Source organism: Pseudomonas atagonensis (genome assembly GCF_011369485.1).
Classification (GTDB): domain Bacteria; phylum Pseudomonadota; class Gammaproteobacteria; order Pseudomonadales; family Pseudomonadaceae; genus Aquipseudomonas; species Aquipseudomonas atagonensis.
Map to the genome: position 1 here is coordinate 22,416 of NZ_VXCA01000029.1, position 19,548 is coordinate 41,963.

Sequence of the window (19,548 nt, forward strand, 5' to 3'; positions counted from 1 at the left end):
ATCATCCACGGCCCGCTTGCGGGCCGTAGTTGTTTATACTGACGCCCTTTTCCCCCACCTGTTTTGGAAACATCGATGAGCACCTTGCTGGCCCTGGACACCGCGACTGAAGCTTGCTCCGTTGCCTTGCTGCATGACGGCAAGGTCACGAGCCATTACGAGGTGATCCCGCGTCTGCATGCGCAGAAGCTGCTGCCGATGATTCAGCAACTGCTGGCCGACGCCGGCACGACGTTGCAAGCGGTGGACGCGATTGCCTTCGGTCGCGGGCCGGGGGCGTTTACCGGTGTGCGCATCGCCATCGGTGTGGTGCAGGGGCTGGCGTTTGCGCTGGATCGCCCGGTGTTGCCGGTGTCCAACCTCGCCGTGCTGGCGCAGCGCGCCTTTCGCGAGCATGGCGTAAGCCAGGTGGCCGCCGCCATCGATGCGCGGATGGATGAAGTGTATTGGGGCTGCTACCGCGAGACGGCCGGCGAGATGCGCCTCGTCGGTGCCGAAGCGGTGCTGCCGCCAGAAGTCGCGGCTCTGCCGGCCGATGCCAGCGGCGACTGGTTCGGTGCCGGTACCGGCTGGGGTTATGGCGAGCGCATCGCGGTCAACCTGACCGGTTCCGATGCCGGCATGCTGCCTCACGCCGAAGACTTGCTGACGCTGGCGCGTTTCGCTTGGGCGCGCGGCGAGTCGATCCCGGCGGACGACGCGCAACCGGTTTACCTGCGCGACAAAGTGGCCACGCCCAAGGCCCGCTGATCTTCTGCCTGTTTGCGATGCCCCTGTGGCGAGGGGATTTATCCCCGTTCGGCTGCGCAGCAGTCATCGATCCTGAGAATGCGGTGTCACTGAAAAAGCGCAGGGAGTCCTGCGCACTCCAACGGGGATGAATCCCCTCGCCATAGGAGACATGTGAAATTGCGCATGGATTTTAAGATTCTGCCAATCGTCAGTTTCCAACCCCGCGCTTTAAACCTTTTGCGCTTTATGTGTTCTAGTTATCACTCGGCGGTTTGCTAAGTCGGTCAAGTGCCGCTAAATTGCCATCATCGATACCGAGCATGAATTTATGCGTATAGACGGCCTTTCCTCTCAGTCCTACCCCATCAAGCGCAAGCCTCGCAAAGGCAATGTGGCGCTGGATGAGTCCGTCGACGATATCGACGGCGAGCCGGAATTCCCGACCGAAGAGCAACTGGCCGCCCGCGCTGCCAAAGCCTCGGCACAACGCCTGAGCAATCTGCCTGCCCGCCAACAAGACATGATCTACCACCGTGCGATGAAAAAGAGCGTAGCCATGGCCCTGGCCAGCTACCTGAGCACTGCCGGTTTTGTCGATTGGGATGCGGACGTGCTGGGCCTCGATCTGTACATCTGATGGATCTGCCTTACTACCTCGGTTGTCCGTCCTGGAGCGAAAATGCCTGGCGCGAGTATCTGTACCCGGTAGACGCCAAAACCTCCGACTTCCTCGGTCTCTACTGCCAGGTATTCAACGCCGTTGAAGGCAATACGACTTTCTACGCCAGCCCTTCGCCCGCCACTGTGCAGCGTTGGGCCGAAATCATGCCTGCGCATTTTCGCTTTACCGCCAAGTTTCCCGGTGACATCAGCCACAGTGGCGACTTGCGCGATCAACTGACCGCCGCCGAAACCTTTCTGCAATTGCTCAAACCCCTCGGCGAGCGTGTAGCGCCGCTGTGGCTGCAACTTTCGAAAAGCTTCACGCCGCAACGACTGCCAGAACTCGCAGCCTTCATCGATGCGCTGGACTGCCCGCTGGCGGTGGAAGTGCGACACGAACAGTTCTTTGCCAAAGGCGAGAGCGAGCGGCTGCTAAATCGTCTGCTGCTGGATCGTGGCGTGGAGCGTATTTGCCTTGATCCGCGCGCGCTGTTCAGTTGCCTGTCGACAGAGTCCTCGGTGATCCACGCCCAATCGAAAAAGCCTCGGGTGCCGACGCGTCCGGCGGCGTTTACGCAATGCCCGCAGGTGCGTTTCATCGGCCACCCCGAGCTTGAGGCCAACGACACGTTCCTGGTGCCGTGGGTGGCGAAAATCGCCGAGTGGATCGAAGAGGGGCGCACGCCGTACATCTTCCTGCACACCGCCGACAACTTGTTGGCGGCGAAGCTGGCGCAACGTTTTCACGCACAATTGATGCAACGTTTGCCTGGCTTGCCATCCTTGCCTGAGCTATACAGAGAACCCGCCGCGGAGCAACTTGGCCTGCTCTGAGGCGGATTTTTTCCTGCCCTGGAGCCTGCCGATGGACGCTCAAACCCGCAAAGCCCACGCCTTCAAAGCCCTGCATGAACGTCCGGGGATTTTCGTCATTCCCAATCCGTGGGATGCCGGTTCGGCAAAAATGCTCGCCAGTCTGGGTTATCAAGCGCTGGCGACCACCAGTGCCGGTTATGCGTTTTCTCAGGGCAAAGCCGATGGTGCCTTAAGTCTCGATGACACCTTGGCCAATGTCCGCGCGATTGTTGCGGCGACCGATTTGCCGGTGGCAGTGGATCTGGAAAACGGTTTCGCCGACGACCCGGCCGAGTGCGCGAAGAGTTTGTTGCGTGCCGCTGAGGCAGGTGCAGTCGGTGGCTCGATCGAAGATGCGACGGGCCGTGCGGACGCGCCGATCTATTGTTTCGAACACGCCGTGGCGCGGATCGAAGCCGCCGTTGCCGCCGTACGCACGCTGCCATTTCCCTTCCTGCTGACCGCCCGTGCGGAGAACTACCTGCATGGCAATCCCGATATCAACGACACTCTTCGCCGTTTGAAGGCGTTCGCCGACGCGGGCGCGGATGTGCTGTATGCGCCGGGTTTGCGCAGCGCCGAAGAAGTGCTGGCGGTGGTGCGTGCGGTGGCGCCGAAACCGGTCAACGTGTTGATGTCCGGCGGTTTGAAACTCACTGTGCAGCAGTTGGAAAAAATGGGCGTGAAGCGCATCAGCACCGGTTCGGCATTGGCGCTGGCGGCGTTCGGTGAATTCTTCCGGGCAGCCGAAGAGATCCAGCAATCCGGCACGTTTGGCTTCACCTCGCAATCGATGCCGTACGCCAAGGCCAATCAGTTCTTCAAGGGCTGAGCATGGGGCGCTGGATTGCACTGAGCGTGGTGCTGATCATCGGCACCGCCGCTGCCAGTGTGTGGCGCGGATGGCTGGACGTACCGGCCGAGTGGAACCCGTGGGCACCACTGGACGTGAAAGCCACGCCCAACTGGATGACCGGTTACAAGCTGATGCGTTTGCGCAGTGATGCGCAACTCTGTGCCCAGGCCTTGAGCAGCTCTGATCTGCTTGTCACGCGGCAATCCGACAGTCCTGACGCCAAGTGCCCATTGATCGGCGCCTTGCGCGTGCAGGGTGGCGAGGTGGCGCTGAGCAGCAGCTTCCTCGCCAGTTGTCCGCTGGCGGTGGCTTACGCGATGTTCGAGCGCCATACCCTTCAACCTGCCGCGCAATCCGTTTATGGCGAAAAGGTCGCGCGCCTCGAGCACCTTGGCAGCTTCGCCTGCCGCAATGTCTACAACCGCGAGAGTGGGGCACTGAGCCGCCATGCCAGCGCCGATGCGCTGGACATCGCCGGTTTTCGTCTGGCCAGCGGTCGCAACATAAGCGTGCTCAAGGACTGGCCCCGGCAAAATCAGGACGCAGCGTTTCTCCGTCAGGTGCGCGACGGCGCCTGCGAGTCGTTCAGTGTGGTGTTGAGTCCGGATTACAACGCCGCCCATCGCAATCACTTTCATGTCGATGTCGGGCGCTGGAGCGTGTGTCGCTGAGGATCAGGCGGCGATGCGCAGGTTCTGCAGAACGATCGGGCGCGCCCAGCCGTTATCGAAATCGAGGGCTTTCTGCTGTTCGGCGATTTCTTCTGGCGGGAATGGCGGGTAAGGCTTCTGCAGCAGATCGAGGTCGAATTCGGCAATCGGCAGGTACAGCGGACGCTTTTGCGGTGCGGCACCCGGTTCCGGAATCGGCTGCCCGTTGTTGATCACAATCGGGCGCACCCAACTGCTGTCGAAGTCCTGCTGCTCTTGCTGAGCCTTGAGTTCTTGCGGCGGGAACGGCGGGAACGGCTTGTCCAGTAGTTCCGTTTCGAACTCGGCAATTGGCAGGAACAAAGGCTCCGGCGGACGCACTTCGGTTTCGACGACGTTGCATTCACGCTGGCTGACGATGTGCGCGTGCAACTCGCTGCCAAGGGTCGGTTCTTCAGGGCTGCTCAGGTCAACCGGTGGAAACGTGCCGCAGGCGGGAACCACATCACTCGACTGTTCGGCCAGGGCCTGGGCAAAGAAATCCTGCCACAGGTGACTGACGCCGCTCAGTGCTTGAGTATTTTGACGGCTGAAATCGCCATGGGGCGAGATGTAGCCGATCGATGTGGAAAGAATGCCTGACATTTTTTTCGGTTGACGCTCAGCTCTGGCAAAATGCGCGTTGATTGGGTTATCGGCGGATTTTGCCGATCCTTAACTTTTTTGAGCGTGTTTTCCATGATTGAGCAACCCGCGGCCTGCCGCATCCATGTTCAGGCCCTCGGCCCGACGTATGAAGCGCAAGCCGAGCAGTGGGCCGAGCGTCTGGGACTGCCGCTCGAGGTGGCCGACGGCGAATTCGCCTTGCAGGTCGGCGAGCAGGGTTTACAGCTCCAGCAACTTGGCCCGGATGCACCGGGGCCGGTGCGCGTGGACTTCGTTGAGGGCGGCGCGGCGCACCGTCGGTTGTACGGCGGCGGCAGCGGCCAGATGATCGCCAAGGCTGTCGGCATCGCCCAAGGCGTGCGTCCGCGGGTGCTGGATGCCACGGCGGGGCTGGGCAAGGATGCGTTCGTATTGGCCAGCCTCGGTTGCGAGATGAGCCTGATCGAGCGTCAGCCGTTGATCGGTGCATTGCTGGAGGATGGTCTGGCGCGTGGCGCGGAAGATTTCGACGTCGCACCGATCGTGGCGCGGATGAAATTGCTCAAGGGCAACTCCATCGAGGTCATGCGCAACTGGGAAGGCGAGTCGCCGCAGGTGATCTACCTCGACCCGATGTTCCCGCATCGTGAGAAAACCGCGCTGGTGAAGAAGGAAATGCGTCTGTTCCGGCCGTTGGTTGGCGATGATCCGGACGCACCGGCGTTGCTCGAAGCGGCGTTGGCGTTGGCGACGCACCGGGTGGTGGTCAAGCGCCCGCGCAAGGCACCGTGCATTGAAGGGCCGAAGCCAAGCCATGCGCTGGATGGCAAATCGAGCCGTTACGACATCTATCCGAAGAAAGCGCTCAAACCTTAAAACCGCGTCGCCCCCTATCGCGAGCAGGCTCACTCCTACAATGGATCCGTACAAACATCCACCGCAGGAGTGAGCCTGCTCGCGATAGGGCCAGCCCAAACACCAAATATTCAGGGCCGATAGGCGCGCATAAACAAAGCCACCACTTCCTGCACATGGCTCTCTGAAGCCTCTTCGCTCAACGGCTCGCCGCAGCCATACAACAAACGAAAATTCCCCGCGCCCTTGATCAGGCAGAAGAAATGCTCGGCGGCATTGCGCGGTATATCGATGCTCAGCGCGCCCGTCTCGTGGATGCGTGTCAGTAATCGCTCCATGCCCTGCACCATGCGCTGCGGGCCGGCCTCGAAGAAGATCAGCGACAGCTTCGGATCCTGACTGCCCAACGCCATGATCAGGCGATGCAGATTCACCGATTCATCGCTGTTGATCAGGTGATGAAAACCCCGCGCAATGTTCAGCAACACATTTTCTACGGCGATGCCTTCGGGTAATTCGAAGAACAGCGGCGGCAATTGTTCCTCGCATTTGGCCACGACGGCGGCGGAGAACAGCGTCTCCTTGTCGTTGAAATGGCTGTAAACCGTCAACTTCGACACGCCTGCCTCGCTGGCCACCGCGTCCATGCTGGTGTTGGCGTAGCCATGACTCAGAAACAGAATTTTCGCCGCGTCGAGGATCGCCTGGCGCTTGGCCAGATCCTTGGGGCGGCCCGGGCCGTTTGGAGCTGAAAGATTGTTCGACATTCTTCGCTTTTAATACTGGACTGGTGAGTTTGCTATTAATAACATACCGGCCAGTATAATTATTCCAAGCCTCCTTAGCGAAAGGTCCTTCACCATGTTCCGCCATGCGTTGTCCTTTGCGGTGCCAGTCAGTCTGGTGTTTTTATTGTCGGCATGTGGCAAGGAAGAGGTGACGCAAGTCAGCGTGCGACCGGCCATGGTGGTGCAGCCAGAGCCTTCGGCGCAGGCGATGGAAAGTTATCCGGGCGAGGTGCGCGCCCGTTACGAACCCGATCTGGCATTCCGGATCGGGGGCAAAGTCAGCCGACGACTGGTCGATGAAGGCCAGCGCGTGAAGGCTGATCAACCGCTCGCCGAACTCGATCCGCAAGACGTACGCCTGCAACTGGAAGCCACCCGCGCTCAGGTCGCCGCCGCAGAAGCCAATCTGAATCTGGTACGCGCCGAACGCGACCGCTACAAAACCCTGATGGAGCGGCAGATGGTCAGCCGCTCCGCCTACGACAATGCGGAAAACCTTTACCGTTCCGGTGAAGCCCGCCTCAAACAAATCAAAGCTGAATTCAACGTTTCGACCAATCAGGCCAGTTACGCAGTGCTGCGTGCGCCCCAGGATGGCGTGGTAGCCAAGCGATCGGTTGAAGTCGGCCAGGTCGTCGCTGCCGGGCAAACCGTGTTTACCCTCGCCACCGACGGCGAACGTGAAGTGTTGATCAGCCTGCCGGAACAGAGCTTCGGCCGCTTTAAGGTCGGTCAACCGGTGACGGTCGAGCTGTGGACGCAGCAGAACCAGCGCTTCGCCGGGCAGATCCGTGAACTGTCGCCCGCTGCCGATCCGCGCTCCCGAACCTTCGCGGCGCGCATCTCTTTCACCAGCGGCAAAGTCCCGGCGGAACTGGGCCAGAGTGCCCGGGTATTTGTGCAATCGGCGGACTCCGTTTCGCTGTCGGTGCCGCTGTCGGCATTGACCGCAGAAAACGGTGCGACGTACGTCTGGGTAGTCAGCGCCAACAACACCCTGCGCAAAACGCCCGTGCGCATCGGCCCGTTCGGCGAAAAAACCGTGCCGGTGCTCGAAGGCCTGAACGCCAGCGATTGGGTGGTCGCCGCCGGCGTTCACGTGTTGCTCGAAGGTCAGCAAGTGCGTCCGGTGGATCGCTCCAACCGCGTGGTCAATCTGGCGGACAAGGAGTAAGTCCCGATGCGCTTCAACCTTTCCGAATGGGCGCTGCGTAATCGCCAGATCGTGCTGTTCCTGATGCTTCTTCTGGCCATTGTGGGCGCGCTTTCCTACACCAAGCTCGGCCAGAGTGAAGACCCGCCATTCACCTTCAAAGCCATGGTCATTCAGACCCGCTGGCCAGGGGCGACCGCGCAGGAAGTCTCGCGCCAGGTCACCGAACGCATCGAAAAGAAACTGATGGAAACCGGCGAGTACGAGCGCATCGTGTCGTTCTCGCGCCCCGGTGAGTCCCAGGTCACGTTTATTGCCCGCGACTCGATGCATTCCAAGGAAATCCCCGACCTCTGGTATCAGGTGCGCAAGAAGGTCGGTGATATCCGCCAGACCTTGCCGCCAGATATTCAGGGGCCGTTTTTCAACGATGAGTTCGGCACCACGTTCGGCAATATCTACGCGTTGACCGGCGACGGTTTCGATTACGCGGTGCTCAAGGATTACGCCGACCGTATCCAGATCCAGCTGCAACGGGTCAAGGATGTTGGCAAAGTCGACTTGCTCGGCTTGCAGGACGAGAAAATCTGGGTCGAACTGTCCAACGTCAAACTGGCGACCCTCGGCTTGCCGCTGGCAGCGGTGCAACAAACGCTGCAGGAGCAGAACGCGGTGTCCACCGCAGGCTTCTTTGAAACCGGTAGTGAGCGATTGCAGCTACGAGTTTCGGGAAATTTTCAGACAGTCGACGAGATAAAGAACTTCCCGATTCGCGTCGCTGATCGTACGTTCCGCATCTCTGATGTCGCCGACGTGCGTCGCGGTTTCAACGATCCACCGGCGCCGCGCATGCGTTTCATGGGCGAAGATGCCATCGGTCTGGCCGTTGCGATGAAGGACGGCGGCGACATTCTGGTGTTGGGTAAAGCGCTGGAAGGCGAGTTCTCGCGGATCCAGAAAAACCTCCCGGCCGGCATGCAGTTGCGCAAGGTTTCCGATCAGCCGGCTGCGGTGAAGACCGGTGTCGGCGAGTTCGTCCAGGTGTTGGTCGAAGCACTGGCGATTGTGTTGCTGGTGAGTTTCTTCTCCCTCGGCGTGCGCACCGGCATGGTCGTCGCACTGACGATTCCGCTGGTGCTGGCGATGACCTTCGCCTGCATGTATTACCTCGGCATCGGCCTGCACAAGATCTCCCTCGGTGCGCTGGTACTGGCGCTGGGTTTGCTGGTGGATGACGCGATCATCGCCGTGGAAATGATGGCGATCAAAATGGAACAGGGCTTCGACCGTATCCGCGCGGCGAGCTATGCGTGGACCAGCACGGCGTTCCCGATGCTCACCGGTACGTTGATCACCGCGGCAGGCTTTTTGCCGATTGCCACCGCGCAGTCCGGCACCGGCGAGTACACCCGTTCGATCTTTCAGGTAGTGACCATCGCGCTGCTCGCGTCTTGGGTGGCGGCGGTGATGTTCGTGCCGTACCTGGGGGAAAAACTCCTGCCGGATCTGGCGAAAATTCACGCAGCCAAGCACGGCACGGGGGATGGTCAGCCGGATCCGTACGGCACGCCGTTCTATCAGCGCGTGCGTCGTCTGGTCGAGTGGTGCGTGGCGCATCGCAAGACTGTGATCGTGCTGACTGTCGGGCTGTTTATTGCCTCGGTGATGCTGTTCCGTTTCGTCCCGCAACAGTTCTTCCCGGCTTCGAACCGGCTGGAGCTGATGGTCGATCTGAAACTGGCCGAAGGCGCGTCGCTGGCCAATACCGCCGGTGAAGTGAAGCGCCTTGAAGCGATGCTCAAGGATCACGCCGGTATCGACAATTATGTGGCGTATATCGGCACCGGTTCGCCACGTTTCTATCTGCCGCTGGATCAGCAATTGCCGGCGGCGAGCTTCGCGCAATTTGTGGTGTTGGCGAAAACCATCGAGGAGCGTGAGGCGCTGCGCACCTGGTTGATTGACACGTTGAACGAGCAATTCCCGGCGCTGCGTTCGCGGGTCACGCGGCTGGAAAACGGTCCGCCGGTCGGTTATCCGGTGCAGTTCCGTGTGACGGGTGAGCACATCGAGGAAGTCCGTGCACTGGCGCGCAAGGTCGCGGCCAAGGTTCGCGAGAATCCGCATGTGGTTAATGTGCATCTGGATTGGGAGGAGCCGAGCAAAGTTGTCTACCTGAACATCGATCAGGATCGTGCCCGCGCGCTCGGGGTGAGTACAGCCAATCTGGCGAAGTTTCTGCAGAGTTCGCTGACCGGGTCGAGCGTCAGTCAGTACCGCGAAGACAATGAGCTGATCGAGATTCTGCTGCGGGGCACAGTGCATGAGCGTACCGAGTTGTCGTTGCTGCCGAGTCTGGCGGTGCCGACAGATAACGGTCGCAGTGTGGCGTTGTCGCAGATCGCGACGCTGGAATACGGTTTCGAGGAAGGCATCATCTGGCACCGTAATCGTCTGCCGAACGTGACGGTGCGGGCGGACATCTATGGCAAGGAGCAGCCGGCGACTCTGGTGAAGCAGATCATGCCGACGCTGGATTCGATTCGCGCCGAGTTGCCGGATGGTTATCTGCTGGATGTCGGTGGCACGGTGGAGGACTCGGAGCGTGGGCAGAAGTCGGTGAATGCGGGGGTGCCGATGTTCATTGTCGTGGTGCTGACGTTGCTGATGGTGCAGTTGCGCAGTTTTTCGCGCACGGCGATGGTGTTTTTGACGGCGCCGTTGGGGTTGATCGGGGTGACGCTGTTTCTGATGGTGTTCCGCCAGCCGTTCGGGTTTGTGGCGATGCTCGGGACGATCGCGCTGTCGGGGATGATCATGCGTAACTCGGTGATTCTGGTGGATCAGATCGAGCAGGACATTGCCTCCGGGCTTAAGCCCTGGCAGGCGATTATCGAGGCGACGGTGCGGCGGTTTCGGCCGATTGTGTTGACGGCTTTGGCGGCTGTGCTGGCGATGATTCCCTTGTCGCGCAGTGTGTTTTTCGGGCCGATGGCGGTGGCGATCATGGGCGGGTTGATTGTGGCGACTGCGCTGACACTTTTGTTTTTGCCAGCGTTGTATGCGGCTTGGTTCCGGGTTCGGCGGGAGGGTTGATCTTGGGGTTGACGTGGCGGCCTTCGGGCCGACCCTGTTCTTGGGTTTCGGGTGAATATCCGTTCTGCGGGTGTTGCCGCTGGCGGTTTCGCTCTTACAGCGAGTCCCTTTGGCAAACGCCCCAAAGGAACCAAAGGTCTGTGCCCTGACGTCCGGCCCGCTCGCTCGGGCTCGGGGTTCCTTCGCTCCGGGATCGATCCGGGCGCATCGCCTACGGTTTGCTTCGCTGCACCTCCTCTCGATGCATGCGGCTGCGCCGCACGGTCGCTGCGCTCCCACCCCCTGATCAATCCCTCCACTCAGCCTGCCGACGGGCTTCCAGATCAAGAACAAAAGCTGCACCCGAGCTTGCGCTCATCCTGTTGAGTGGTGAGGGGCGAATTCGAATGCGGTTTGCCTTCGGAGCTTCCTACATCTTTTTAAGAAACCTCCGATATTGAGCCTTGGTGCCTTGGATGCTGTACTCCAGCCTCTGCTTTTCAGCGTTTCTGAGTTTGTCTTCATGAAAAAGCCACCAGCATTAAAAGGCAGAACTGACCCAGTCTTCGATTTGTTGATGCGTGCGCCTCACAATCAGCGTTTGGCGGATTATCTCGCGTTGCTGAAACCGTTCGACGATCAGGGTCGTTATCTGCCGTTTGAGGCGTTGCGTTATCGCTGGGCTGCGGGGCTGGATGCCAAGTTGTGCTGGGCGCTGGTCAAGAAGGCGCGGGTTGCGCAGTACGTCGATTTGTTGCCGCTGGGGGAGCCGGTGCAGTGGGCCAGGTATTTGCTGACGCCGTTGGCGCAGAGAACCTTGTCTATCGTGGATCGGCAGACGACCAGTGCTGCGCTGGACTACATGACCAGCCAGATCGGCGAGCGGGCGCATTTCAGTTATTTGTTGAATGATTTGATCGAAGACGAAGCCATCGCCAGCAGTCAGTTGGAAGGTGCAGCGACGACTACGCGGGTGGCCAAGGACATGCTCAAGCGTCAGCGTCAGCCGCGCACTCCTGATGAGCGCATGGTCATGGGCAATTACCGGATGATGAATTTCGCCTGGGAAAAACGCTACGAACCGTTGAGTGTCGAGTTGATTTGCGCGATGCACCGGGCGGGTGTCGAGGGGATTGATGACGAGCAATATTCTCCCGGTGTGTTCAGGGCGAATGATGAAGTGGTCGTTCAGGACGGAGCGGGCAATACGGTGCATCGGCCGCCACCGGCCACGGGGCTGGTTGTGCGGCTGGAACGGCTTTCAGAGTGGATCAATGTTGCCCATGAATTACCTCACCACAAAAACTATCTGCGTCCGCTGATCAAGGCGATCACGTTGCACTTTGCCCTGGGCTACGAGCATCCGTTTCGCGACGGTAATGGCCGGGTCGCGAGGGCTTTGTTTTATTGGTTTATGTTCAAGAACGAGTTCGCGGCTTTTCGCTACATTGCGATCAGTCTGTTGTTGCGCAATGCACCGGTGAAGTACGGGCGCTCCTATCTGCATACCGAGGCGGATGAGCTTGATCTGACCTACTTCATCGAGTTCCAGTGTTCGGTGATTGTGCGGGCGGTGGACAGTTTTGATCAGGCCTGGCGCAAGAACGTGGCGTGTAGTGAAGAGGTGGAGTTTTCGAGAAGAGAAAAATGGGTTCGGAGTGGGTGTTCTTTTTGCACATCGCACAGGAATTGAAAAACGGGAGCGAGCCTTCTCGCTCCCGTTTCATGCCCGCTTAAAGGCTGCCAAACACCTTCTTCGCCAGACTGGTCGCCGCAGCGGCCGGGTTCTGGCGGATGGTTTCTTCTTGTTTGCCGATCATTTCGAACAAGCCGTTGAGCGCCTGCTCGGTGACGTAGTTTTCGACGTTGGCGCTCTTGGCATCGACCACGCCGAACGTTGCAGCCTGGCCGGCGAACGCGTTGTACTTCTGCGCAACGCCGACTTTGTCGGTGGCTTGCTTGACGATGGGCAGGAACTTGGCGCGGATCTGTTCGCGGCTGGATTTATCCAGGTATTGGGTGGCCGAATCCTTGCCGCCGCTGAGGATGCCCTTGGCGTCGGCCACGCTCATTTTTTTCACCGCATCGACGAGGATCGGCTGGGCTTGGGTCACGGCGCTTTCGGCAGCCTTGTTCATCGCGGTTTCCAGTTCTTCGACCTGGGCGCCCATGCCGAAGGCTTTCATTTTGCTCGCGGCTTTGCCGAGCTTGCCCGGCAGTTCGATCTTCACGTCAGGGTTGTTGCTGAAGCCGCCCGGAGTGCCGAGTTGTTTGACGGCCAGTTGCGCGCCTTGGGTCAAGGCGTCTTTGAGGCCACCGGTGGCGTCTTGTTGCGACAGGTCGCCGAGTGACAGCGCCAAGGCGCTGGCAGAGATCAACAGGCCCGCGCACAGGCTGGCAAAGCGAAGGGTAGGGCGGAGCATGACAGCTTCCTTATCAGGCAATTAGCGAATGGCGTCGACGCGGATTTTCAGCGGCTGCGGGTCGTTGCCGTCGAGTTGTACGGCGTGGTTTTCGGTGGTGATGAACATCAGCTCGCCGTTGACTTCAATGCGCGCGCTGACCGAGTAGCGGTGGCCGGGTTTGACCTGCGCCGGATCGTAGCTCAAGTGGAATGGCAGCGGAACCTGACCTTTGACCGGGCCTTTCTGCTCGTCGAGGACGATGGCTGGCGCATCGGCCAACGATACGTCTTGCAGGCTCACGCTCAGTGTCGCGCTCGGCGGCAGGGCAATGCGCTGCAGATAGAACACTTCACCGTCGAGGTTGACCTTGCCGGCAGGGGTTGTCGATTGGCAGGCGCTCAACAGAGTGGCGGCGGCGAGCAGGGTGAGTTTTTTCATCGGGACCTCTAAGACTTTTGCGCCGGAAGAATCCCGGCGCCGAAGAGAAATCTAGCGGATTTTGCCAGCAACGTCAGTGAACAAACGTAATGGGCTTTGCATGAACTGCGAGAGACTGCGCAGAAGTCTTGCGCTCAACCTGGACGAAACAGGCGCCAGTTCCACCTGCCATGGCGTGACTGAAACTGATTGGTGATAGCGGTTTTCGATGCCACTCAAGGCGTAGCGTTTGCCGGGGACAACTCGCTCGGGATCATATTTGAGATAAAACGAAGTTGCAGTCTGTTCATCGTGCGAGGCTCGAGCGATTTCAACGCCATTGTCGTCGGCATCGTGCAGGGTGATGGTGACGGCTTCATGAGCGCTTATTGCGCGAGGCTCTTGAACTTCGACGTATAAAAAACCGATCGGGCTCAAGTGCAGTGTTTGTCGATGCGGCGCCTTGTTGACGATAACGAAATAGTCCTGCTTCACCAGCAACGCCCGCTGGTCATGGAACATTTGCACATTGATCTGATACTTCACCCCGACATCGTTGTAGCGGTGCGGGAAAGAGAACTTCCAGTCGACATCGAACACTGACGAGTGACGCCAGTCTTTGACGTTGATCGGCGATTTTGAATTGACGACTTTGACGCTGACCACCGTTTCATTCTCGCCGTCCAGCGGTGCACTGAAATCAGGCGGCAGGCGGAAGACCACGGTGACAATCGGAGTTTGTTCGGGTAGCAGGCTCATCTCGATATCCTTATCGTGATTATTGAAGTGAGCCCATTTATTCACGAATCAACTAACGAGAGAACGGCGAAGTGCTCTCGTTAGTTGTCGGCAAGTTTCAGACGTCTGCAGTGACAGCTGTTTCTGCCGCATCTTCACTGCGATGCAATGCCACCTGACGGATCGACAAACGAATCTCTGCCGGCAATACGCGCTTGGCCGCGCCTTCGGCCAGTTCGCCGAGCAGTTCGTGATAGCTCAGCTTGCCCGCTTCGTCGCGGCGCAGTACGTCGAGATCGAGCAGGGTCTGGATGAAATGGCGGAACAGGCTCTTGTCGAAGAACTCCGGCGCGTTCAGGCCATGCAGAATCGACAGGCGCTGGGCCATGACCGTGCACAGGTCTTCCAGTTCTTCGGCGCTGATGCTGTTCTGGCCGGCGTTGAGCAACAACGACACGGTCATGTAGAAGCGTTGCAAGGTCTGAGCGATGCTCTTCGACAGCAGGGTCAGCAGCACGAAATGCCGCGAACTTGGCGCCGGGCGCAAGTAAACCTCTTTCTCGAAGCGCAGCAGGCCTTGCTCGACGAATGCTTCCAGCCACTGATCGACCACCGCATCGAGCTCGTCCAGCGTCCAGCGAATGAACAGCTCCGATTGCAGGTACGGATACAGCGCACGGGTGTAGCGCAGGATCTGTTCGCGGCTCATGCGCGAGGCGCTCTGGAAGAAGCTCGCCAGCAGCGCCGGCAGGGCGAAGATGTGCAGGACGTTGTTGCGGTAATAGGTCATCAGGACGGCGTTCTGTTCGTCCAGATAAAGAATCTTGCCCAGCGCATCGTTCTGCTCGGACAGCAGATCCATGTCCTTCACGTGCTTGATCAGCGCGCGTCCATCGCCTTCCGGCAACGTCGTGTGTGGCGAGTACGGCACCTTGCGCAGCAGCGCCAGATACAGATCCAGCACCCGCGCCATGGCCCGGTCATCCAGCGCCAGTCTCGTGGTCGACAGCAGTGCCAGCGCCACCAGGTTGACCGGGTTGATTGCCGCCGCTTCGTTCAGATGCTGCGCAACTTTCTCGCCGAGGCGGTTGGTGGTTTCGTTGAGCCACGCGGGTTTGTACTGCGGGCCGAGTTCCTGCTGGCGCCAGTCCGGCTGTTCGGCGTCGAGGAATTCGGCGAGTTTGATCGGCTCGCCGAAGTTCACCGCGACCTGGCCGAAGCGCTGCTTGAGCGCGCCGATGACTTTGAAGATGTCGAAGATCGATTCTTTCTTTTTGCTCGCGCCACGCAGTTCGCCGAGGTAGGTGCGACCTTCGAGCACGCGCTCATAACCGATGTACACCGGCACGAAGACGATCGGCATCCGCGACGAACGCAGGAAGCTGCGCATCGTGATGGCGAGCATGCCGGTTTTCGGTTGCAGCATGCGTCCGGTACGCGAGCGACCGCCCTCGACGAAGTATTCGACCGGGAAACCTTTGGTGAACAGGGTGTGCAGGTATTCGTTGAACACCGAGGTGTACAGCGGGTTGCCCTTGAACGTGCGGCGCATGAAGAACGCACCGCCACGGCGCAGCAGGCTGCCGATCACCGGCATGTTCAGGTTGATCCCGGCTGCGATGTGCGGCGGGGTCAGGCCGTTGCGAAACAGCAAGTACGACAGCAACAGGTAGTCGATGTGGCTGCGGTGGCAGGGCACGTAGATCACTTCGTGACCCTGGGCGACCTTCTGCACGCCTTCGATGTGATTGACCTTGATCCCGTCGTAGATCTTGTTCCAGAACCAGCTCAGCACCACTTCAAGGAAGCGGATCGCGGTGTAGGTGTAGTCCGAGGCGATCTCGTTGCCGTAGCGCAGGGCCTGGGCCTTGGCTTTTTCCGGGGAGATGTTTTCGCGTTCGGCTTCGTCGAGGATCGCTTGCTTGACCAGTGGCTGGTTGAGCAGGCCCTTGACCAGATTGCGTCGGTGCGAAATGTCCGGCCCGATCACTGCGGCTTTGAGGTTGCGGAAGTGCACCCGCAGGATCCGCTGGGCCATGCGCACGGTGCGCTCGTGGCCCTTGTTGTGTTCGATCAGTTCGCGCAGATGGATCGGTGCGGAGAATTGCACCCGGGTTTTGCGTCCGAGCACGATGATGCTCAGCAGGCGACGCAGACGACCGGTGACGGCCCAACTGTCGGCGAACAGCAGTTTCCACGGGCTGTTTTCGCTGTCTGGCGACTGGCCCCAGAACACGCTGACCGGAATGATCTGCGCGTCTTCGGCAGCGTTCTGGCTCAGAGCACTGACCAATCGGGTCAGGGTCGGCGGTGCGCCGCGTTTGTCTTGGCGGCCAAGCCAGTCCGGGTCCGGCGTCAGATAGAAGAACGCCGCCGGCTCCAACAGATTTCCGACTGACACTGGCAGCACCGGGCGCGGCAGGCCGGCCTTGGTGCACTCTGTGTCGACCACCGCCAGATCAGTCAGCGATGGGTTTTGCAGGACGTAGAACACCGGACGACTGCGGTCGAGGTTGAGGGTGAACGACGACTGGTTGATCGTCTCGGAGCGAACCCAGAGATACAACAGTCGGCGCAAGGTGCCAAACACAAGACGGCGGAACGGGGAACGGGTCATACGGCTTCTGCGTGAGTGGATAAACCGAGCGTTTGCTCGGGCGGTCGACAGTTTGCCGGATTACTCGAAAATCGGCAAAAAAGCGGCGAAGTAAACTCCTGTTGAGAGTTTTGTCGCCTGTCATATACTCGGCGGTCTGTCGCCGGGACCCTTTAATGGACGTCGGGCGCAGGCTGACGTTCCTCAAGAGGCTTTCCTGCGAAAAGCCCGTTCAATAATAAAAAAGGAGTATGAACAGATGGCAACACGTGAAACCGGCAACGTGAAGTGGTTCAACGACGCCAAGGGTTACGGCTTCATTCAGCGCGAAGACGGGGTGGACGTGTTCGTGCACTACCGCGCCATTCGTGGTGAAGGGCATCGGTCGCTGACTGAAGGCCAGCAGGTCGAGTACGCGGTGATTACTGGCGAGAAGGGATTACAGGCGGAAGATGTTGTAGGCCTGTGATGATCGTTCCCACGCTCTGCGTGGGAATGCCTCAATGGACGCTCCGCGTCCGCTTTGGGACGCAGAGCGTCNNGCGTGGGAACGATCAACACGATCAACACCTGTAGGAGCTGCCGAAGGCTGCGATCTTTTGCTTTTAAGCGGTTTTCCAGGTGATCTCTTCTTCACCGTCTTCGCTGATGCGAATCCAGCGATCCGCCGTTTCCTCACCTTCTTCCTCGACCCACGTACCCGGCGCGCAGCGCACTTCGACGTTCAGTGCGGCGAATGCGGCGCGAGCGCAGGCGATGTCGTCGTCCCATGGGGTCGCATCGCTTTCCAGGTACAGGCTGTTCCACTTGCCCACGGCTTTCGGCAGCCAGGTCACCGGGATATTGCCGGCCTTGCACTTGTAGGTCTGACCTTTCTGTACCCAGTCGCTGCACGGGCCAAGAGCGGTGCCCAGCCAGGCGGAAATGGCCTTGTGGTCGACGTCGGCGTCTTTCAGGTAAATCTCGATGTCCGGTTGGCGCATGGATGTCCTCACTGCGGGTCTGAAAAATCCATTCGCGGATTTAGCCGGCCCCGGGCCTGTGCCCGAGACCAAAAGTTATTGAAGAACGAAATAATCGTAGCGCATCGAGACAGTGGTCACGAACGGCTCGGGCTGTTCGATCACCGCCGCGCGGCGCTCGGCGCTGGCGCGCCAGCCGTGGGGTGTCATCGCCAGCAGGTTTGCGCGATCCTCGGGTTTGTCCAGCGTCAGTTTGAATTCCAGGGTTTCACTGTGCGCCAGCGCCATGCCTTCCGGCACCAGGGCCAGGTGCTTGTCGTCGGTGTACTCGCGCACTTCGTCGTACAGGCGCTCGCGCAATTCCATCAGGTGGCCGCTGGTCGGGCCGACTTTCATCAGGCCGCCGCCGACGCTGAGCAGACGCTTGGCTTCTTCCCAGTCCAGCGGACTGAAAACACTGGCGAGAAACTGGCAGCTGCCCGAGGCCAGCGGCACTCGGGCCATGCTCGCAATCAACCACGTCAGCGCCGGGTTGCGTTTGCAGGCGCGTTTGACCGCTTCCTTGGAGATATCCAGCGCGTAGCCGTCAGCGTCCGGCAAGGCCTCGGCGATCTGCGCGGTGTAGTAGCCCTCGCCACAACCGATATCGACCCAGCGACCCGGCGCATAACCCGCCGCCAGTTCCGCCAGACGCCTGGCCACTGGCGCATAGTGGCCGGCGTTGAGGAAGTCGCGGCGGGCTTCGACCATCGCCTGATTGTCGCCGGGGTCGCGGCTGTTCTTGTGCTGCACCGGCAACAGGTTCAGATAACCCTGACGCGCACGGTCGAAACGATGCCCGGCAGGGCAGGCCACGCCGTTGTCCACCGCATTCAGCGGCTCACTGCAGATCGGACATGCAAGCATCAGGCGAGCAACTTGATCAGGGTCTGGTAGTAAATCTCGGTCAGCACGTCGAGGTCGGCTGCCAGTACGCGCTCGTTGACCTGGTGGATGGTCGCGTTGACCGGGCCCAGTTCAACCACTTGCGTGCCCATGGTCGCGATAAAGCGGCCATCGGAGGTGCCGCCGCTGGTGGACGCCTTGGTCTCGCGACCGGTGATCTGCTTGATGCTCGACGACACCGCGTCGAGCAGCGCGCCCGGCTCGGTGAGGAACGGCAGACCGGACAATGCCCAGTCGATGTGCCAGTCCAGACCGTGTTTGTCGAGGATGTCGGCAACGCGTTTCTGCAGACCTTCAACGGTCGATTCGGTGGAGAAACGGAAGTTGAACACTGCCACCAGATCGCCCGGAATCACGTTGGTCGCGCCGGTGCCGGAGTTGACGTTGGAGATCTGGAAACTGGTCGGCGGGAAGAAGTCGTTGCCGTGATCCCAGTGCTCGGCGGCCAGTTCAGCCAGCGCCGGAGCAGCGAGGTGGATCGGGTTTTTCGCCAGGTGCGGATAAGCCACGTGGCCTTGAATGCCTTTGACGGTGAGCTTGGCGCCGAGCGAGCCGCGACGGCCGTTTTTCACCACGTCGCCGACCAGGGTGGTGCTCGACGGTTCACCGACGATGCACCAGTCCAGACGTTCGTTGCGTGCCGACAGACGCTCAACCACAGCTTTGGTGCCGTGGTGCGCCGGGCCTTCTTCGTCGCTGGTGATCAGGAACGCGACCTTGCCCTTGTGGTTCGGGTAGTCGGCGACAAAACGCTCGGCGGCGACAGTCATCGACGCCAGGCTGCCTTTCATGTCTGCCGCGCCACGGCCGCAGAGCATGCCGTGCTCGTCAATGACGGCGTTGAACGGGTCGATCTGCCAAGCCGTCACCGGGCCGGTCGGCACCACGTCGGTGTGACCGGCAAAGCACAGCACCGGGCCGTCGTTGCTGCCGTGGGTGGCCCAGAAGTTATCCACATCTTCGATGCGCATCGGCTCCAGGGTGAAACCGGCATCGCCCAGGCGTTGCATCATCTGCTTCTGGCAATCGGCGTCGACCGGCGTCACGGACGGACGGCGGATCAGGTCGATGGCGAGTTGGAGGGTCGGCGAAAGGTCGGCGTGGGCCGTCATGGAGAACTCCGGAGATCATGAATGTGGGCGCGGACTAAATGTGGGAGCGGGCTTGCTCGCGAAGGCGATTTATCAGCCAACATAGATGTTGAATGTTACAA

General features: G+C 60.0%; 19 protein-coding genes. 10 read left to right on the plus strand and 9 right to left on the minus strand.

The genetic code is table 11. The features are described from left to right. Nucleotides 1-75: 75 nt before the first annotated feature. The 5 genes from tsaB to F2P67_RS20835 all read left to right on the plus strand — a co-directional run bounded on the left by tsaB (nucleotide 76) and on the right by F2P67_RS20835 (nucleotide 3,777). Nucleotides 76-750 (plus strand): tRNA (adenosine(37)-N6)-threonylcarbamoyltransferase complex dimerization subunit type 1 TsaB, encoded by a 675-nt coding sequence (gene tsaB, locus F2P67_RS20815; protein WP_166223105.1) that lies wholly within the window; start codon nucleotides 76-78, stop codon nucleotides 748-750. A 310-nt stretch (nucleotides 751-1,060) separates the two neighbouring features. Beyond that, nucleotides 1,061-1,369: a hypothetical protein gene (locus tag F2P67_RS20820; RefSeq protein WP_166223108.1), complete on the plus strand. Its 309-nt coding sequence runs from the start codon at nucleotides 1,061-1,063 to the stop codon at nucleotides 1,367-1,369. Beyond that, nucleotides 1,369-2,229: a DUF72 domain-containing protein gene (locus tag F2P67_RS20825; protein WP_166223111.1), complete on the plus strand. Its 861-nt coding sequence runs from the start codon at nucleotides 1,369-1,371 to the stop codon at nucleotides 2,227-2,229. Before F2P67_RS20820 ends, F2P67_RS20825 begins: the two co-directional genes overlap by 1 nt. 31 nt (nucleotides 2,230-2,260) lie before the next feature. Further along, the gene (locus tag F2P67_RS20830) at nucleotides 2,261-3,082 is read left to right on the plus strand and encodes an isocitrate lyase/PEP mutase family protein (RefSeq protein ID WP_166223114.1); all 822 of its coding nucleotides are present in this window, start codon (nucleotides 2,261-2,263) and stop codon (nucleotides 3,080-3,082) included. 2 nt (nucleotides 3,083-3,084) lie between these two features. Continuing rightward, nucleotides 3,085-3,777, plus strand: coding sequence for an extensin-like domain-containing protein (locus F2P67_RS20835; protein ID WP_166223117.1), 693 nt, complete (start codon nucleotides 3,085-3,087; stop codon nucleotides 3,775-3,777). Nucleotides 3,778-3,780: 3 nt separating this feature from the next. Here the strand turns inward: F2P67_RS20835 and F2P67_RS20840 are convergent, their stop codons facing one another. Beyond that, complete coding sequence (locus tag F2P67_RS20840) at nucleotides 3,781-4,401, minus strand: energy transducer TonB (protein WP_166223120.1); 621 nt, start codon at nucleotides 4,399-4,401, stop codon at nucleotides 3,781-3,783. Between the two features lie 93 nt (nucleotides 4,402-4,494). On the opposite strand from F2P67_RS20840, the gene F2P67_RS20845 reads away from it, so the two are divergent. Further along, nucleotides 4,495-5,277: a class I SAM-dependent methyltransferase gene (locus tag F2P67_RS20845; protein WP_166223123.1), complete on the plus strand. Its 783-nt coding sequence runs from the start codon at nucleotides 4,495-4,497 to the stop codon at nucleotides 5,275-5,277. A 110-nt stretch (nucleotides 5,278-5,387) separates the two neighbouring features. Here F2P67_RS20845 and F2P67_RS20850 read toward each other — a convergent pair whose 3' ends face one another. Next, a complete protein-coding gene (locus F2P67_RS20850) occupies nucleotides 5,388-6,023 on the minus strand; it encodes a TetR/AcrR family transcriptional regulator (protein ID WP_166223126.1) in 636 nt (211 codons plus the stop codon). 94 nt (nucleotides 6,024-6,117) lie between these two features. Here F2P67_RS20850 and F2P67_RS20855 point away from each other — a divergent pair, with 94 nt between their 5' ends. From F2P67_RS20855 to F2P67_RS20865, 3 genes are all read left to right on the plus strand, one after another. Beyond that, entirely contained in the window at nucleotides 6,118-7,218 is a 1,101-nt protein-coding gene (locus F2P67_RS20855) for an efflux RND transporter periplasmic adaptor subunit (RefSeq protein WP_166223129.1), read from the plus strand. Between the two features lie 6 nt (nucleotides 7,219-7,224). Further along, nucleotides 7,225-10,293 carry an efflux RND transporter permease subunit gene (locus F2P67_RS20860; protein WP_166223132.1) on the plus strand — a complete coding sequence of 1,023 codons (3,069 nt, stop codon included), beginning with the start codon at nucleotides 7,225-7,227 and terminating at the stop codon, nucleotides 10,291-10,293. 502 nt (nucleotides 10,294-10,795) lie between these two features. Further along, entirely contained in the window at nucleotides 10,796-11,965 is a 1,170-nt protein-coding gene (locus F2P67_RS20865) for a Fic family protein (protein ID WP_166223194.1), read from the plus strand. Nucleotides 11,966-12,005: 40 nt separating this feature from the next. Here the strand turns inward: F2P67_RS20865 and F2P67_RS20870 are convergent, their stop codons facing one another. From F2P67_RS20870 to plsB, 4 genes are all read right to left on the minus strand, one after another. Continuing rightward, the gene (locus F2P67_RS20870) at nucleotides 12,006-12,695 is read right to left on the minus strand and encodes a DUF4197 domain-containing protein (protein ID WP_166223134.1); all 690 of its coding nucleotides are present in this window, start codon (nucleotides 12,693-12,695) and stop codon (nucleotides 12,006-12,008) included. A 21-nt stretch (nucleotides 12,696-12,716) separates the two neighbouring features. Then, complete coding sequence (locus F2P67_RS20875; protein WP_166223136.1) at nucleotides 12,717-13,115, minus strand: YbaY family lipoprotein; 399 nt, start codon at nucleotides 13,113-13,115, stop codon at nucleotides 12,717-12,719. A 51-nt stretch (nucleotides 13,116-13,166) separates the two neighbouring features. Then, on the minus strand, nucleotides 13,167-13,853 hold the full coding sequence (locus F2P67_RS20880; protein ID WP_166223138.1) for a hypothetical protein: 687 nt from the start codon (nucleotides 13,851-13,853) through the stop codon (nucleotides 13,167-13,169). A 97-nt stretch (nucleotides 13,854-13,950) separates the two neighbouring features. After that, a complete protein-coding gene (gene plsB / locus F2P67_RS20885) occupies nucleotides 13,951-16,449 on the minus strand; it encodes a glycerol-3-phosphate 1-O-acyltransferase PlsB (protein ID WP_166223140.1) in 2,499 nt (832 codons plus the stop codon). Between the two features lie 238 nt (nucleotides 16,450-16,687). Between plsB and F2P67_RS20890 the strand changes: the two genes are divergently transcribed. After that, nucleotides 16,688-16,897: a cold-shock protein gene (locus F2P67_RS20890; RefSeq protein WP_007908870.1), complete on the plus strand. Its 210-nt coding sequence runs from the start codon at nucleotides 16,688-16,690 to the stop codon at nucleotides 16,895-16,897. A gap of 136 nt (nucleotides 16,898-17,033) precedes the next feature. On the opposite strand, the gene F2P67_RS20895 is transcribed toward F2P67_RS20890, so the two are convergent. The 3 genes from F2P67_RS20895 to dapE form a co-directional block, all read right to left on the minus strand. Next, nucleotides 17,034-17,411, minus strand: coding sequence for a hypothetical protein (locus F2P67_RS20895; protein ID WP_166223142.1), 378 nt, complete (start codon nucleotides 17,409-17,411; stop codon nucleotides 17,034-17,036). Between the two features lie 75 nt (nucleotides 17,412-17,486). Then, entirely contained in the window at nucleotides 17,487-18,296 is an 810-nt protein-coding gene (locus tag F2P67_RS20900; RefSeq protein ID WP_166223144.1) for a putative RNA methyltransferase, read from the minus strand. Next, nucleotides 18,296-19,447 (minus strand): succinyl-diaminopimelate desuccinylase, encoded by a 1,152-nt coding sequence (gene dapE / locus F2P67_RS20905; protein WP_166223146.1) that lies wholly within the window; start codon nucleotides 19,445-19,447, stop codon nucleotides 18,296-18,298. Before dapE ends, F2P67_RS20900 begins: the two co-directional genes overlap by 1 nt. Nucleotides 19,448-19,548 lie beyond the last annotated feature (101 nt).

What these genes read in the sequence shown, in the direction of transcription:
- F2P67_RS20865 (WP_166223194.1), top strand. Translation starts at nt 10,796, where the DNA reads ATGAAAAAGCCACCAGCATTAAAAGGCAGAACTGACCCAGTCTTCGAT.
- tsaB (WP_166223105.1), top strand. Translation starts at nt 76, where the DNA reads ATGAGCACCTTGCTGGCCCTGGACACCGCGACTGAAGCTTGCTCCGTT.
- F2P67_RS20855 (WP_166223129.1), top strand. Translation starts at nt 6,118, where the DNA reads ATGTTCCGCCATGCGTTGTCCTTTGCGGTGCCAGTCAGTCTGGTGTTT.
- dapE (WP_166223146.1), bottom strand. Translation starts at nt 19,447, where the DNA reads ATGACGGCCCACGCCGACCTTTCGCCGACCCTCCAACTCGCCATCGAC.
- F2P67_RS20890 (WP_007908870.1), top strand. Translation starts at nt 16,688, where the DNA reads ATGGCAACACGTGAAACCGGCAACGTGAAGTGGTTCAACGACGCCAAG.
- F2P67_RS20860 (WP_166223132.1), top strand. Translation starts at nt 7,225, where the DNA reads ATGCGCTTCAACCTTTCCGAATGGGCGCTGCGTAATCGCCAGATCGTG.
- F2P67_RS20830 (WP_166223114.1), top strand. Translation starts at nt 2,261, where the DNA reads ATGGACGCTCAAACCCGCAAAGCCCACGCCTTCAAAGCCCTGCATGAA.
- F2P67_RS20895 (WP_166223142.1), bottom strand. Translation starts at nt 17,411, where the DNA reads ATGCGCCAACCGGACATCGAGATTTACCTGAAAGACGCCGACGTCGAC.
- F2P67_RS20880 (WP_166223138.1), bottom strand. Translation starts at nt 13,853, where the DNA reads ATGAGCCTGCTACCCGAACAAACTCCGATTGTCACCGTGGTCTTCCGC.
- F2P67_RS20900 (WP_166223144.1), bottom strand. Translation starts at nt 18,296, where the DNA reads ATGCTTGCATGTCCGATCTGCAGTGAGCCGCTGAATGCGGTGGACAAC.
- F2P67_RS20870 (WP_166223134.1), bottom strand. Translation starts at nt 12,695, where the DNA reads ATGCTCCGCCCTACCCTTCGCTTTGCCAGCCTGTGCGCGGGCCTGTTG.
- F2P67_RS20840 (WP_166223120.1), bottom strand. Translation starts at nt 4,401, where the DNA reads ATGTCAGGCATTCTTTCCACATCGATCGGCTACATCTCGCCCCATGGC.
- F2P67_RS20835 (WP_166223117.1), top strand. Translation starts at nt 3,085, where the DNA reads ATGGGGCGCTGGATTGCACTGAGCGTGGTGCTGATCATCGGCACCGCC.
- F2P67_RS20825 (WP_166223111.1), top strand. Translation starts at nt 1,369, where the DNA reads ATGGATCTGCCTTACTACCTCGGTTGTCCGTCCTGGAGCGAAAATGCC.
- F2P67_RS20850 (WP_166223126.1), bottom strand. Translation starts at nt 6,023, where the DNA reads ATGTCGAACAATCTTTCAGCTCCAAACGGCCCGGGCCGCCCCAAGGAT.
- plsB (WP_166223140.1), bottom strand. Translation starts at nt 16,449, where the DNA reads ATGACCCGTTCCCCGTTCCGCCGTCTTGTGTTTGGCACCTTGCGCCGA.
- F2P67_RS20820 (WP_166223108.1), top strand. Translation starts at nt 1,061, where the DNA reads ATGCGTATAGACGGCCTTTCCTCTCAGTCCTACCCCATCAAGCGCAAG.
- F2P67_RS20875 (WP_166223136.1), bottom strand. Translation starts at nt 13,115, where the DNA reads ATGAAAAAACTCACCCTGCTCGCCGCCGCCACTCTGTTGAGCGCCTGC.
- F2P67_RS20845 (WP_166223123.1), top strand. Translation starts at nt 4,495, where the DNA reads ATGATTGAGCAACCCGCGGCCTGCCGCATCCATGTTCAGGCCCTCGGC.